Annotated in this window: 13 protein-coding genes; 6 read left to right on the top strand and 7 right to left on the bottom strand. The window is 44.6% G+C overall.

Annotated features, from left to right (window positions below; genetic code table 11):
- Positions 1–160 precede the first annotated feature (160 nt).
- Positions 161–3,493: a methyl-accepting chemotaxis protein gene (locus tag EKG38_RS02285; protein ID WP_126518265.1), complete on the top strand. Its 3,333-nt coding sequence runs from the start codon at positions 161–163 to the stop codon at positions 3,491–3,493.
- Between the two features lie 238 nt (positions 3,494–3,731).
- Here the strand turns inward: EKG38_RS02285 and EKG38_RS02280 are convergent, their stop codons facing one another.
- Both EKG38_RS02280 and EKG38_RS02275 read right to left on the bottom strand, forming a co-directional pair.
- The gene (locus EKG38_RS02280; protein ID WP_126518263.1) at positions 3,732–4,118 is read right to left on the bottom strand and encodes a hypothetical protein; all 387 of its coding nucleotides are present in this window, start codon (positions 4,116–4,118) and stop codon (positions 3,732–3,734) included.
- 13 nt (positions 4,119–4,131) lie between these two features.
- A complete protein-coding gene (locus EKG38_RS02275; protein ID WP_126518261.1) occupies positions 4,132–4,689 on the bottom strand; it encodes a GNAT family N-acetyltransferase in 558 nt (185 codons plus the stop codon).
- A gap of 171 nt (positions 4,690–4,860) precedes the next feature.
- On the opposite strand from EKG38_RS02275, the gene EKG38_RS02270 reads away from it, so the two are divergent.
- Together EKG38_RS02270 and EKG38_RS02265 are read left to right on the top strand one after the other, a co-directional pair.
- Positions 4,861–5,871, top strand: a complete 1,011-nt coding sequence (locus EKG38_RS02270; protein WP_126518259.1) for a GGDEF domain-containing protein — start codon at positions 4,861–4,863, stop codon at positions 5,869–5,871.
- A 231-nt stretch (positions 5,872–6,102) separates the two neighbouring features.
- The gene (locus EKG38_RS02265) at positions 6,103–7,047 is read left to right on the top strand and encodes a GGDEF domain-containing protein (RefSeq protein WP_126518257.1); all 945 of its coding nucleotides are present in this window, start codon (positions 6,103–6,105) and stop codon (positions 7,045–7,047) included.
- Between the two features lie 18 nt (positions 7,048–7,065).
- On the opposite strand, the gene EKG38_RS02260 is transcribed toward EKG38_RS02265, so the two are convergent.
- The gene (locus EKG38_RS02260; protein WP_126518255.1) at positions 7,066–7,281 is read right to left on the bottom strand and encodes a hypothetical protein; all 216 of its coding nucleotides are present in this window, start codon (positions 7,279–7,281) and stop codon (positions 7,066–7,068) included.
- A gap of 89 nt (positions 7,282–7,370) precedes the next feature.
- Here EKG38_RS02260 and EKG38_RS02255 point away from each other — a divergent pair, with 89 nt between their 5' ends.
- Positions 7,371–7,784 carry an META domain-containing protein gene (locus tag EKG38_RS02255; RefSeq protein ID WP_126518253.1) on the top strand — a complete coding sequence of 138 codons (414 nt, stop codon included), beginning with the start codon at positions 7,371–7,373 and terminating at the stop codon, positions 7,782–7,784.
- Positions 7,785–7,867: 83 nt separating this feature from the next.
- Here the strand turns inward: EKG38_RS02255 and EKG38_RS02250 are convergent, their stop codons facing one another.
- Complete coding sequence (locus EKG38_RS02250) at positions 7,868–9,217, bottom strand: dicarboxylate/amino acid:cation symporter (protein WP_126518252.1); 1,350 nt, start codon at positions 9,215–9,217, stop codon at positions 7,868–7,870.
- 316 nt (positions 9,218–9,533) lie between these two features.
- Positions 9,534–9,872 (bottom strand): DUF4234 domain-containing protein, encoded by a 339-nt coding sequence (locus EKG38_RS02245; protein WP_126518250.1) that lies wholly within the window; start codon positions 9,870–9,872, stop codon positions 9,534–9,536.
- Between the two features lie 156 nt (positions 9,873–10,028).
- Here EKG38_RS02245 and EKG38_RS02240 point away from each other — a divergent pair, with 156 nt between their 5' ends.
- Together EKG38_RS02240 and EKG38_RS02235 are read left to right on the top strand one after the other, a co-directional pair.
- Positions 10,029–10,472 (top strand): GNAT family N-acetyltransferase, encoded by a 444-nt coding sequence (locus EKG38_RS02240; protein WP_126518248.1) that lies wholly within the window; start codon positions 10,029–10,031, stop codon positions 10,470–10,472.
- Positions 10,473–10,692: 220 nt separating this feature from the next.
- A complete protein-coding gene (locus EKG38_RS02235; protein ID WP_185826754.1) occupies positions 10,693–12,228 on the top strand; it encodes an EAL domain-containing protein in 1,536 nt (511 codons plus the stop codon).
- A gap of 316 nt (positions 12,229–12,544) precedes the next feature.
- Here EKG38_RS02235 and EKG38_RS02230 read toward each other — a convergent pair whose 3' ends face one another.
- Positions 12,545–13,912 (bottom strand): L-serine ammonia-lyase, encoded by a 1,368-nt coding sequence (locus EKG38_RS02230; RefSeq protein WP_126518244.1) that lies wholly within the window; start codon positions 13,910–13,912, stop codon positions 12,545–12,547.
- A gap of 84 nt (positions 13,913–13,996) precedes the next feature.
- On the bottom strand, positions 13,997–15,268 hold the full coding sequence (locus EKG38_RS02225; protein ID WP_126518242.1) for an aromatic amino acid transport family protein: 1,272 nt from the start codon (positions 15,266–15,268) through the stop codon (positions 13,997–13,999).
- Positions 15,269–15,590: the final 322 nt, after the last annotated feature.

Raw genomic sequence — 15,590 nt, 5'->3', positions numbered from 1 at the left:
TGTAACGCATTGATTATTCACCGATAAACTCGATATCTAGACAGCCTTAACTATCCCATCTACGCTTATTTAAAACCTATCCAGCCTTAACTTCAAACAGCGATGACACGGACTGGTGCGCTCTTCCCGGTACGCACCATATAGAATTGGAAGCTATATTATGAGTTCACATAGAGTCGAAATTAAAACATCTTCAAACCCAATCATGCAATGGATAGCCGATAAGCCAGTCGCTATAAAATTGACTATTTTGAGTCTCTTTTTCATGTTGGTTCTGATCGGTATTGTAGGTTATACCATGATGACGCTGATGCAGCAGTCATCTGACGCTTCAGGTATCAATATTGCGGGCCGTCAAAGAATGCTGACTCAAAAGTTCTCTAAAGAGCTCTTCGATGAACTAAATGATAAGCAGATGATTGCGGCGTCAAGCAAACAGACAGCAATAGTCTCAACTCAGATCATGGCTGATAGAGCCTATTACAACAAGAATGTCATTGTAAAACTTAAAGATGATCACGTTCCGGTACAGGTCTCACCCAACTTTCATGATATCCCGGGAGCCATTCCACCTCCGGCGACCTTTGTACAAGGCGTATCCACCCAACTCGATAATCAACAGGCAAACTACTCCTACCAACTGCTAAGCAGGTACAATATTAATCCCGAAAAAGGGTTAAAAACGCCCTTCAGTCGAGCCGCTTGGGAAGTACTCTCTAAAGATGCCTCAAAGCCCTATACTGAGATAGGAAAGAGCGACAATGGCGGAGCCACATTTTACTATGCCCAGGCTGACGTCGCAGACTCCGGCTGCGTGAGCTGTCACAACACTCTTCTATCGAGCCCGAAAAATGATTTTGTCCTAAATGATCTGATGGGAATTCTGGTCGTTAAAACTGAACTTACCGCCGATCCCGCTCTCGCCCAAAGGCTGATGACGCCCCCACAAACATCTCCCGCTGACAGCACCCGCTCCCTGTTTGAAATATCACTACTTGCATTAGAGAATGGCGGGAGAACCTATTCAGATCTTGAGATGACCGACGAGGTTATCCTGCCAGCCACAACTTCTGCACCTATTATTAAACAACTTCAGGAGGTCGATACACTCTGGAAGGAGATGATGGGTTCGGTAGCGTTTTTAAGGCAGACAGACGATACGGGTAGCACTGCTTACCTTGAGCATATGAACCAGGTTCGAAAACTGAATATCGACGTATTAAAGACAATGAACCTTGCTGTTGCCATGTTTGCAGATGAGTCATCAAATAAGATCTCAACCATGATGTGGGTTGAAGGAGTTGTATTACTCTTCGCGCTGCTACTGGTAGCCTGGTTAAGTTTCGTCATCTCGAAAATGATAACGAAACCATTACAACAGGGGATCACCGCGGCAAGTCTGATAGCTAATGGAGATCTTTCGAGCAAATTAGTCATTAGCTCAAAAGATGAGATCGGACAATTACTTAGCTCTATGATTGAGATGCAAACAAAACTGACACAGGTGATCGAAAACGATATCCAATCGATCGTTGACTCAGCCAAGGCCGGAGATCTATCCCAGCGTATTGAACTCAATGATAAATCAGGCTTCTACCATAAGCTGAGCCATGGCATTAACGACCTTGTCGACGTCAATGAGGAGGTGGTTAAAGATACCGTCAATATGTTCTCGGCGATGGCAAGTGGTGACCTTAGCTACCGAATCGATACTCAATATCAGGGTGAATTTAATACCCTCAAGCAAGATGCCAATAAGACAGTTGAAAAATTAACTCAGGTTATCGAGGGAGATATACAACAACTTATTAATTCGGCACAGAGGGGAGATCTAAGTCAAAGAATCGTTCTGAATGGAAAAGACGGCTTCTTTGGGAAGCTAAGCTCTGGCATAAATCAACTTGTAGAGGTCAATGAACAGGTCGTCAATGACACCATCAGAATGCTCAGTGCTATGGCCAGAGGAGACCTGACTCAGCGTATTACAACTGATTATCAGGGCGCATTTGGTGAGCTGAAGAATGATGCAAATCAAACAGCCGAAAAACTCACTCAGGTCATAGAGAAAGACATTCAGGAGCTTTTAGATGCCGCACAGGCAGGCGACCTTACAAAACGGATATCACAGGAGAAGCATCAAGGTTTCTTCAGAGCTCTTGCTGGCGGCATAAACGAGCTGGTAAATGTTAATGATCGAGTAGTCAAAGACACTGTGATGATGTTTGCCGCCTTATCAAGGGGCGATCTTACCCCCAGAATCACCAACGAATATCAGGGAGCATTTGAAATCCTCAAGCAAGATGCAAATCAAACTGTAGATAAGCTCACTAAAGTCATAGAGATAGATATTCAGTCACTGGTCGACTCGGCCAAGGATGGCAACTTAACAGAGCGGATCTCTCTTGAAGATAAAGAGGGCTTTTTCGAAACGCTGAGTAATGGAATTAACGAACTGATCGATGTAAACGAACGGGTCATAAACGATACAGCACAGATAATAGGGAGTATGGCTGAGGGTGATCTCACCAATATGATAGAGAATAACTATCAGGGGATCTTTGGACAGCTCAAAGATGACACAAACAATACCATAGTAAAACTAACAGAGATCATCGGTAAAATTTCAAGCTCGGCCGATATAGTCAGCTCAGCGAGTAATGAGCTCGCTATGGGGCATATCGATCTAAGTACTCGAACAGAGGAGCAGGCAGCCTCTCTGGAGGAGACTGCGGCATCGATGGAACAGCTGGCTGAAACGGTTAAAGACAATGCAAAAAAAGCCTTGTTTGTTAACACGTTAGCCGACAACGCTCAGCAGAATGCCGTTCAGGGTGGCATAGTCGTAAACGATGCCATCAAGTCAATGATTGAGATCGACAGCGCAAGCAAAGAGATCGTTAACATTATCAATGTCATTGACGAAATCGCATTTCAAACAAACTTACTGGCACTCAACGCAGCAGTCGAGGCCGCCAGAGCGGGTGAACAGGGACGTGGATTTGCAGTTGTTGCCTCAGAGGTAAGAAAGTTGGCGCAGCGTTCAGCCAGTGCAGCACAAGAGATAAAGGGACTTATCAGCAACTCAGTTAAAAAAGTTGAACTGGGTACTAAGCTGGTTAATGAATCAGGCGAAACCTTAAACAAGATTGTCGACTCGGTAAAAGAGGTTTGTAGCATTATCGAAGAGATATCGAGTAGCGCTCAAGAGCAAACAAAGGGAATCGATCAGGTCAATATCGCTGTTAATCAGATGGATGAGATGACTCAACAAAATGCAGCCCTGGTAGAGCAAGCAACTGCAGCGAGCCACTCCATGGCTAGTCAAGCTAAAGGGATGAATGATGAGATGAAGTTTTTCACCGCCAAGCCAGAAAACACACACAAAGAGACGGTAATAACTAAGCTGGAACAGGTGGTCACAGCCTCCAAACAGGAGAAAAGAGCCGAACCGGACAAGGATGCCTCAATTACTCGTATCTCCGGAGAGGATTAACCAGGATTCATTCACCAGGATTCATTAACCATGTAGTGACTTCATGACTAAGCAGTGTAAAGGCTCTGATACCGAGAGCATCGGCCATGAAGTCATTAATATCGAAAGTGGAAAGGGGGTAAAGATTTGAGTCCCCTCTTCTACCTGCACGATAACCGAATCAGAAACGCTATTATTAGCAAGCCAAAATAATATATGAGCCCACTTATAATCTTACTCAACATAGACAAAATAGAACTCAGCAATGATCGAAATGGGCATTTTCCATACACATAAATGATACTTGTTGCATCGTCATTACCGGAACATTAAGCTCCCTTAGTGATGACATATCGATTCCGCTCTCCTCCTCACGACTGAGTGGAGCCGGGCTTGCTGCATAGTCATTGGTTCGACCGCAATCGACCCACACTCCCTGCCATTCGACACAATAGAATGCCTCGAGGCCAGTATCCGTTTTGCGCTGTGCTTCATAGGCGATAGGCCTGGGCTCCGGTGAATCTTCGCTCGAATGATTCGCTGATACTTCGGCCGCTAACACGGATACCACTAACTTAAGGTTATCAAACGCAGATAGAGTAACACCAACGTAGGGGGCGAGTAGGCGTTCAAGTTGCTCAGACATGATAAACTCCAATTTATTTCGCTGCTAAAGCAAGCAGATAATAGTCTCTGTCATCGAAGGTAAAGAAATCCAGCACCTGCATCGATGCCTTATTGGTATGAGCCGAAAATGATGCCAAGTTATCTTCAGCGATAAACGTCAACATAAACTGAAATTTGGGCTGAACTTGTAACTTAAGGTAGTTAACCATGGCCTCAAAAATCCCCTTACCTCTGCAGGATTTTTTAATCCAGATGGGTCCATATTGACATGAGTTCGCTTTAGTTATTTTAGTGCCGTCGACACTGAAGTCACCCAGCCTTCTCAAAATATTCCGGTACACAGGCCAGGATTCAAAGAACCGCCAACCACCAGCGATAACATAACCGACAATTTCTCCCCCTTTGCCATTATCCTGTTCGGCAACGACTATCCAATGCTCTGAAATAAGCAGTTTAAGCTCGGCTGAACCAAACGCTTGCCCATCTAATCCATATGATTGCTCTGAGCCACTCAGCTCATCGTTAAGGTTGGTTTGTTCAAGTTGTTGAAGCTGATTGAGGTCGCCAAGATGAGCTAATCTGATATTCATCACTCTACTCTAAATCTGATAATTGAAATTCTATGATAAACCGATTATACCAGCCCTCCCCCGCATTCATAATGCTTTAAATCTCCTCAATTTCTCGTCTCAATAGTTTGCATAAATCCAATATGGCTACCACACTTAATAAAATATCCACAGACCTTGGCCAAGGTTCCCATGCTTCCTGAAAATGTCGATACAAGTGTCAGTTTACTTGAGAGTGACAATACCCAACTCAATTTAGTTCGCTGGATGCACCAATGTGAATTGATGAAACGCTATTATCAAGCCGATGTCGTATTTGTTATTCAAGAAACCAGCAGTGGTTTCGAGGTTATCGTCAGCTCCATCAGTCAGAACCGATTATTAACTACCGGCACACTCTTCGAAGCCAATGATAAAATATTCCAACGCCTAGTTCACTCACAGCCCGAAGGGTTGAATATCGACCTGACCAATCAAAAGAAATTAATTTTGCCGGATGTGTTTGCCAATGCGGACAATATGTTGACCCGTCCTATCCTATGGCCCGATGGGACTCACTTTGGCTGTATCTGCGTACTCAACACCAGAATATCCTCAAATGAAAAAAACTCCTTTATGCTTGAGCCTTTCCAAATATTGTTGCAGCAAGAGCTCACTCTCTATTGTCAAACTCAGCGTATCGAGTCGCTATCGATGAGAGACAGAGAGACAGGCATGCTGAATCGGTATGGCTTTATCATGATGGCCCCGCGGCAACTCAGTCTCGGCCGGCGTTTTGGCGCATCCGCTGGCATAATATTTTTCGAGCTGTACCCAACGCCCCCTTTAGAGCATATAGAGGATAAACATAACCGCTTATTAGGTTCCATTATCCAGGATACGATACGAACCGCAGACATAGCAGCGCACTATAGTGAGACACAATTTGTTGTTCTGGTATTTGTGGATTCAGAGCGCGACCTTATTCACATAGGTAAACGGGTAGAAAAACTGCTTTTCCAACAAAATGATAAGCTCAAGGTAGACTCAAGTTGTAATTATTTCACCCCAGATTCGTCAGTAAAACTTGCTCCTATGCTGGAAGAGTCGAAAAAAGGACTCCAATCTGAGCTCCACAAACTTGAGGCTGCCCAAGTTAAAGCCAAGGCTTCACAAGAGACCCAAGCCGCACATAGAGAGGAAAATGATCGGATTAGCCACTAAAAATTGTACAAAGTATGTACTTGCCTCAATTTTAACGGCATCTCATCCGATGAGCATTTGAAAGTGGATCTTTTTCAAAGAAACAGCAAGTTTACATTTAGGTAACCACTTAAGTTGGGTATGCTAATACCAAGTTTTCGTTTACAACAAAAATCTAACTCGTGAATTGTTAAAGTCAGGGTTCGGGTTATAAACGAGTCAGCATGAAAACACCATTAAGTGAGAAAGCCTATGTTAGCCCAAAGCACACATCATCTACTTTGGCTAAGGGAGCAAGATCATCCGGCTATTAGCCTGCCAAGGTGGCAACAGCAAGTAGAGTTATTAGGTAATTTTTATCAAGCCCAGGCTTGTCTGATCCTTCAAGTGGTCAACAATAGCGTTCAAGTTGTCTGCGCTCGTCAGAGTCAAAATTTCCACTTAAACGGAGGCTCAGGCTTTGAAGATGCCGGCTTGTTAGCCATGATCCATGACTATGATGGCTACAGTTTAACTCAGTCCTCAGGGGCTGACTTTACCTCTGAGCTTTCTCAATTTAATCAGCTGTTATCCCGCCCTATATTTTGGCCAGATGGAGAGCTATTCGGTTGTATCTTGATCTGTGACCCGCTGCAAACTAAATACCGAGAACGATTAACCCCTCTCGTCGAAACCGCAACCTCATTGATCCAAGCTGAATTGAAGCATGTCTTTCTTATGCAGCAGGTAAAGATGCTCTCGGTACAGGACGAGCAAACCTGCATGCTCAATCCTTACGGTTTCAGCTTAATGGCCCCAAGGCAACTCAGTCTGAGCCGACGTTTTGGCTCCCACGCCGGGATCATTTTAATCGAAGAGATGATGAGCGAATCGCTCGAGTCTTCCAAGGACGACGCGGGACAGAGAATACGCATGCTGGCCAGGATCATTCACGACAACCTCAGAGATGCCGATGTGTCAGCCAGAGTGAGTCACAGGCAATTTATCATTCTCTGCTTCATCGATAATGAATCTAATCTCGATGCCCTTGTTTCCAGATTGAAAAAGCAGATAGCTAAAGAGGATCCAAGCTTAAGACTTGTCACAGGACAAAGCTACTTTACGCCAGATATTCAAATCAGTCTGGACCCTATGCAGGCAAAGGCTAAAGAGAACTTAAACATGAACAAACTTGAGCATCAGAAAACGACCCGCTAGCCCTATACTGATGTCGTCCTATATTGGCTCGTCTCGTTTCTTATCTTGTTCCCTTGCCCATTGTATAAAAATGACAATGGGAAAGGGTGACATCATCACCAAGCCTAAACCGATTAAACTCGATACCAGTACCATCCCGCTTATCACTAATGCCATGTCGGTATAGAGATAGGTTAAAACTCCAATGATAAACATGAATAATCCCACCCAATGCATCACCTTTAAGGTTTTCATTGCTCTTTTCACTCCAAAAAAAGACTTATCGCTTTTTATATTGCACTAATATTGTCACAATATGGTGAATATTAATTTGGATCCCAGTAATGTCTATAAAATTATATGCGATTGCCGCAGCTCTCCTCGGTTTAACCGCCTGCCAAAGTACCATTGAAACTCAACCACAAGATATTGCTCTTCAGGGAAGCTGGCATATTGAGGTAGTCACACAAAAACCTGTTATCGATTACAGCCCGGCCCAACTCACTTTTGCTCCAGACGGCAAATTGACCGGCAATAACAGCTGCAATAACTTCTTCGGCCAATACTCGATTGATGGTAATAAGATAACGCTGACTCCTGCAGGCAGCACAATGAAAGCCTGCGTCGATGCATTAATGGATCAAGAGCGCAGAGTGATGGCAGCCATGCCTGAAGTTGCCACCGGGGAGCTTGCCAAGGGTAAGTTACTTCTTAAAGATGCTGCAGGAAACACCCAGTTAATCTTAAGTAAGATATAGCGCTGACGCCCCCTATTTAAGAACATTTTCAAAAAAACCGCCATTCGGCGGTTTTTTTTACTCTGGGTACTGAGTTTATACCACTAGGTGCGCTCCGCTCCCTTGAACTCGTTGTTCATGGCGGCTTCACTATTTTGTATGGATGACTGCTCTGCTATCAATGCACTTTGTTCCATATCTGCATTATAGTGAGCAACATTAAGCTCACCTTCCGATTTAGCGATAACAGTCGTTGCGACTAAATCACCAGATACATTTACAACGGTACGAGCCATATCCAAAATTCTATCGATACCAGCGATTAACGCAACTCCTTCGAGAGGTAAGCCGACGGTGGTCAGCACCAGAGTCAACATCACCAGACCCGCACCAGGCACACCGGCGGTACCTATAGAGGCCAGCGTAGCGGTTAAAATGATGGTGATGTAATCCACCCAAGTCAGATCGATACCAAAGGCCTGTGCGACAAACAAGGCGGTGACCCCTTGATAGAGCGCGGTTCCATCCATGTTGATGGTCGTCCCCAGTGGCAAAACGAAACTGGAGATCTTCTTGTTAATCCCTAAAGATTCACTGGCACATTTCATGCTGGCTGGCAGGCTTCCTGCGGAGCTTGATGTGGTATATGCCACAGCCAATGCGTTACTGATCCCCTTAAAAAACTGCACAGGATTGAGCTTAGCAAATACACTCAGTACCACACTGTAGAAGCCCACGACGTGTATGAAGCAACCGATATAGACGGCAATAATGACTTTTATCAATGGCAGTAGCATCTCAACACCATACTCACCCGCCACCCAGGCCATCAAACCAAACACCCCATAAGGCGCCAGCTTCATGATCATATCGGTCAACTTGTACATGGCTTCGGCTAAACTTTCGAACACCTTAATAGCCGGCTTTCCATGATCGCCTATCAAGACTAGAGCGATACCTAAGGCGACGGCAAACACAATCACTTGCAAGATCTGCCCACTCGCTAAAGCTGCAATGGGGTTAGTCGGGATAATATTGATTAAGGTCTCCATCACAGAGGGCACTTCTTTGGCCGCTGTCAGGTTTGAATCGGCCTGCATTCCCAAACCAGCCCCTGGCTGCATAAAGTGTCCGACCGCTAGCCCTAAGGTGATCGCTATCGAAGTGGTGCCGAGATAGAAAATAAATGATTTAAAACCGATCCTTCCCATCTTAGCGGTATCTTGCATGGAAGTGACCCCCACAATAAGGGAGCAAAATACCAGCGGCACAATCAACATCTTAATGGTATTAACAAAAAGAGTGCCTATCGGCTTTAGTACAACCGCTTGCTCACCTAAACCGAGTCCCGTGGCAATGCCTAAAAGCATACCGATAAGAATTTGTAGCCAAAGAGGCACAGACATCCAGCGTGACCAGACACGGCCAACAATCGACGTTTTTTGTTCAGACATTATTTTCAACCTTGAGTGTAGAAAGCGATAGAGTTTTGGATGCGTCAATTTGAAGAGGCGAGCCATTAAATCCGCTCGATAGCGAAGTTTACAGGGCGACTAATGGATCAAAATAAAACGAGGCGAGATTTTACCATAGCTCGTAATAATCGAGGGTGATCAATATCAAGCAGAGAAGGCTTACAGCTCCTACCAGACAAGGAAAGTTAAGCGTCAGCTCATTACAACTCCAAGTGTGTAACAAACCAGAAACAGCATCGGGCAGGAATGACAATAAGTATAAAACAAACGTCTAAATATTAAGTAGAGTCATGCATCAAGCATCGAAAAAACCTTTGCTACCCTCATCATCAAATTTCATTTTATGTAGTGCGGCCGGAGGCTGTTCTCTCTCAATTAAATAACTCCAATAGGCATCATCGAAACCACGAAAGAGTTGATCGCTCTTACCTTCAGATTTTAAAATTAACCACCACCATACCAGCCCCCACAGACCAAAAGTAAGGATAGTCAACGCAAAATGAATCACTTTGTTCCTCTCATAACCAGAGGAGCGCGCTTCATGGCTCCTATAAACCACTCGCTCATGGCGGTCACTTATCGATTTTCCTGACAAATTACGATGTACACGATATTTATGATGAGTCGCGGCCATAATCGCCTCCAGCTTTACCTTTCTACTAAAAAGTTTAGCAGAGTTAGACTTTAGTCGAATAAAAAAGACCAAATGTTCTGACATTCAAGCCAGCATAAAAGCTCAACAGGCGGTTATGGAACATGGTAGAGTATTCGAAAAAAAATGGAGTCGATAATGAAAATAAGAAAAGGCCAACAGTCAGACCTTAGCGCTTTAATTCAGTTTAATCAGGCCATGGCCATGGAAACTGAAGAGCTTGCTTTAGATAGTCACTTACTAAATAAAGGCGTCAATACCTTACTTAGTCAACCCGAAAAAGGTTTCTATCTGGTCGCTGAAGTAGACAATGAGATCGTCGGTTCGCTCATGGTCACGTTCGAATGGAGTGATTGGAGAGCTAAGGACTACTACTGGATCCAGAGTGTCTACATTCGTCCTGAAAATCGTCGTCAGGGGATATACGGAAAACTCTATCAGGCGGTGAAAGATATTGCCGAGGAAAATGGTGGAGCCGCGAGTTTCAGACTCTATGTCGAACAGGAAAACACCAAGGCTCAACAGACTTATCAGGCTTTGGGCATGGAACAGAGTTATTATCTGATGTACGAAGAGAAATAAAAAAGCAATTGTGCCCAGGTGCCGTCACCTGGGAACTCAAATCTGTTTCGCAACGCTTCCTCCCACCCCCCCTCACACTCTCGATAACCGACATACATAAAACAAACTAAACACATTAAAAACATGAACTTGATTAACAAATGTTCGTGTTAATAAGTACTAACCAACATCATAAATATCGGCTATCATGCCCAGCCAGAATTCCTTGTCAGAATGCAATATGCGACACTTAAAGCGACTCAAAAAACAGACTCTATCTTTGCTACAGGTAAAAAGATATCAGTGGCTGATATCCATATTGCTATTCATCGCTCCCTTTACTATCTTGCTCCCGACAGAGTCAGCCTTCGTAAACTACAGCGCTAATTCACATGTTGAAGATCTGTTCGATCACATTTTTTTTAAAATCAATCAGCTGGGAACCACAAACCTGCGAGACAAAAAGCTGATAAAAAAACTCAATTTTGACTGTGGAGCTGACGATCTGGCAATACTCAGCAGCCGGGACTTCACTCCTCTCTATGTCAGAGTCATTCAACTTGAACTTAGCAACGGTGAAAAATGTTCAAATTTTGGGCCTGCTGTGATTCAGAATATGAGCCCCACTATTTTTGTCGCAAAACATAACATCACCCTGGCCTCGACGATTAGCCCCCTGTCACAGAGAAGAGAGACCATTTTAGTTCAACCCCATGGGGGGCATAGGTTACTCACAGTGATCAACAGCCGCGTTCTCAATAATCATCTGGATTCAGAGTGCGCCGATTGTTATCAACTCGAATACTCAATCGCAGGGCTTCCTACCATGATCCGTGGTGAAAAAGAGTTACTGCAGAAGAATCATCATTACTCGACGGGGAGTCAGTACTCCAATAATGACTACAACATCACCTTGCACGCGGGTGACAGACTCTATCAAGAGCTCGAGGAGGAGGTCGATGCCTACCTCTATATCGCGAGTTTCATCATAGCTATCTTGTTAAATATTATTTTTTGGAGTTGGTGCTCCTCCAGAGCCTCTCTCAAAGGCATGATCATGTCAGCACTGAGTAATAATGAATTTATCCCCTACTACCAGCCAATTATTAACAGTAAAACGGATAAGGTCGTAGGGCAGGAGGTACTCATAAGGTGGCGACAGAAAGACATGAGTCTGATACCTCCGGGGCAATTTATTCCTTATGCCGAGGAGAACAACCTGATTATTGCCATTACCGATACCCTTTTAGATCAGGTCTATCAGGATCTGACGGAGTTTACTGGCTGGGTCAGCGTTAATATCGTCGCTAAGCACCTGGAGCAAGGCTTACTCTCTCCTTGGCTCAAAGGCCACAACCATGAGCTGATAAAACGGCTGAGTTTCGAGTTAACGGAGCGGGAGCAGATTAAGCAATTCAAACAAGCCGAATCTGAAATCCAGTTAGTCTCTCACTATTGTCATGGGGTAAAGCTCGATGATTTTGGTACAGGGTATGGGGGCTTTAGTTACTTGCAGAGATTGGGAGTGCAGAGCATAAAGATAGATAAGATGTTTATCGATACGATTGGTACCGACGATCTTAAATGCAGCGTGCTCGATGCGATTATCACCTTCGGCCATAAAGCGAATTTGGAGATGATTGCCGAAGGGGTAGAAAGCAAAACCCAGGTAGACTATCTCGCCGAAAAAGGCGTTAACCTAATTCAGGGGTTCTATTACGCCAAGCCAATGGCGAAAGCTGAGCTAATCGACTTCTATCGGAAGAATAACCAATAATACCAGTTGCATTAAATAATTAACCAATTCAGAGCCCCTCAGGGTTTTCAATTCAAGGCGCATTGATGAGGAAATGGTTATTCCCTTTTAAGTCAATGCAAAGCAGAAGTGGGAAGCCTGAGGGGCTCACATAGTGCGAGCTTCAAAGCCCTTTATGCTTCACAGGATGCTTTCGATATAGAATAACTATTAGCTTCAATCATCCTACTTGCCTACAGAGCTTTGAACTCTCGCTGAATGGTCAGGTACTTAATGCAATTGGTATAATAAAGGCCATCAAAGATGGCCTTTATCGGCAATGCTCATCTAGAAAAGATTAAGCACAGATGCTGGTGACCTTTATCGCTAAACCACCCTGACTGGTTTCACGATACTTAACGTGCATATCCTTCCCCGTCTCATACATGGTTTCGATCACCTTATCCAGGCTCACTGTGGGCTCACTGTTACGGCGCATAGCCATGCGAGATGAGTTAATAGCCTTAACGGATGCTATCGCATTACGCTCGATACAAGGTACCTGCACCTGACCAGCTACCGGATCACAGGTTAAACCCAAGTTGTGCTCCATACCGATCTCGGCCGCGATACACACCTGAGAAGGGTTCGCCCCCATGATCTCAGCCAAACCAGCGGCAGCCATAGAACAAGCAACGCCAACTTCACCCTGGCAGCCCACTTCGGCACCGGAAATCGAAGCGTTACGCTTGTAGAGCGAACCGACTGCAGAAGCGGCAAGATAGAAGCGCGTATACTCTTGCTTACCCATAGGCTGAATAAACTTATCGTAATACGCCATTACCGCAGGAATGATACCCGCAGCGCCATTGGTTGGAGAGGTCACAACACGCCCACCTGCGGCATTTTCTTCACTGACCGCAAGGGCAAACATATTAACCCAGTCGAGAATAACCATAGGATCAGCAGAGAGACGCTCACCTGTGACTAACTGGCGGTAAAGTGCTGGTGCACGGCGAGGAACCCTAAGGGGACCCGCTAATACGCCTTCAGTCTGGCACCCTCTTTCGATACCTGCTTTCATGGTATCCCAAACGGCACCAAAGCCTTCATAGATAGCTTCTTCGCTATGGAAAACTTTCTCATTTTCCATCATCAACGCACTAATACTGAGCCCTTCACGCCTACAGGCCTCAAGCAGGTCAGACGCATAGGCAAATGGGTAAGGAAGGAGCACTTCATTAGCCGCAGCCAGTCCGAAATGCTCTTCATCGACAATAAAGCCACCACCTGTCGAATAATAAGTCTTACTAAATGCACAGGTCTCCCCAATCCAGGCGTGCAGTGACATACCATTTTCATGCAATGGAAGCGCATGTTCATGGAATGTGACTGAACCTTGTGGAAATGCGACATTGAAGCCTTCTTCACCTAAAGGTAAGGTTGAAGTCAGCTCAATCTGGCGAATATATTCTGGAATAGACTCGATATCGACACTCTCGGGAAGACTGCCTCCCAAGCCGACTAAGATAGCGGTATCGGTATGGTGCCCCTTGCCTGTCAAGGAGAGCGAACCATAGATATCGACACTCACGCGAGTGATCTGTTTCAACTCTGAACGTTGACGTAACTCATCGACAAACTCTTTTGCGGCCTTCATCGGCCCGACAGTGTGTGAGCTCGATGGACCCACACCTATCTTAAAAATATCAAATGCGCTAAACATAATAAACAACCTCTAAAAAAGCAGGAAAGGGTCAGTACTAAAACAGTACTGACCCTATAACAAGCATGATGAATGACTTAGAAATTAAGACAACATGCCGAATAGAATTGCCGTCATGGCTAACAGGCCTGCTATGACAACGAAGATGTTACTGATACGACCGCGGTAAGCTTTCAGTGCCGGCACTTTGTAAACAGCATACATTGGCATCAGGTAAAGAATTGCGGCGATGATTGGACCACCTAACGCTTCAATCATACCTAGGATGCTTGGGTTGATGATGGCAACACCCCAAATGGTAAAGAACATGAAGCCAAGAATAAACTTATCCACTTTCTTACCAGATACTTCTTTCTTACTGCTGGCAAGTTGCTTAGTGATAAGTCCTTTCAGACCTTCGGCAGCGCCCATGTAGTGACCGAAGAAAGAAGATAAAATGGCAATAGTCGCAATGATAGGACCAAAATAACTCACAAAGCCGCTCTCATGAACGTTTGCCAGATAAGAGAGAATCGCTAAGTTCTGCTCTTTAGACTCAGCAAGCTGTTCGGGGCTTAGGGAAAGCACACAAGAGAAGACGAACAGCATCACGAAACCAACCAACATCATAGTTGTGTTACGTAGAATCACATCGGCTTTATCTGATGCATTCTTACCGTGCTCACGCTTCAAAGAAACAGAGAACTGTGAAATAGCTGGAGAATGGTTAAAAGCAAACACGAGTACCGGAATAGTTAGCCAAACTGTACCTAAAAACTCTCCGGCAGCAGGCACCTGTGTCAGTGCATCCATCTTCCAGCTAGGAATAAGGTAGAAAGACATAAAGGCCAAAATTGCAACCAGTGGGTATACCAGAAATTGGGTCACCTTCAACATGAACTTCTCGCCGGAAACCATCACCGACATCATACCCAAGATAAGCACACCCGATAATATCCAACGTGGAGGTGAAGCCATTCCAAGTTGGTTAACGATGAAACTATCGATAGTATTGGTAATACCAACACCATAGATCAAAACGATTGGGAAGATAGCAAAGAAGTAGAGTAAGGTTATCGCCTTACCAGCCCCTACGCCAAAATACTCTTCAACTACGTGAGTGATGTCGCTGTTCTCCCTCTGTGAAGAACAGACAAATCGAGACAAACCACGGTGAGCCAGATAGGTCATAGGACCGATGATGACCGCCATCATGACCAGCGGCCAAAAGCCTCCCATACCGGCATTAATGGGTAGGAAAAGAATACCTGCACCTACTGCGGTGCCAAATAGACTCAACATCCAAGTTGTATCCTGACGTGTCCAACCCTGACGGCCAGCTTCTTGTACTTGGGTATTAATCGCTTCTTCTTGCATAAATATTACCTTTGAGGTGCTAATGACACCTTTGGTGTTCTTGGTATAAACAGTAACTTCGAGATGAATCGCTCACTTCGAAGTAAGAGCAAATTTCGGGCTCAGAATATAGATATGGAGTCCTGAAAAATTGATCTAGAACCGGGTTTTGTAATCAAATTTCAGAACAAGCTGATATTGGGATCAATGTCTAATTTATGATGTGCTAAATTTTCATATTACATCCACTTGAGCAACCTGGTTGAACCTGGACTTAACATTGGAATCACATGCATTACCTATCGATGATATTCTGGAATCAGAGATTTAACCCCGAGTTACG

This window comes from Shewanella canadensis (assembly GCF_003966225.1).
Taxonomy (GTDB): domain Bacteria; phylum Pseudomonadota; class Gammaproteobacteria; order Enterobacterales; family Shewanellaceae; genus Shewanella; species Shewanella canadensis.
The sequence above is the reverse complement of the archived record's forward strand: the minus strand, read 5'-3'. Positions and strand labels throughout refer to the sequence as shown.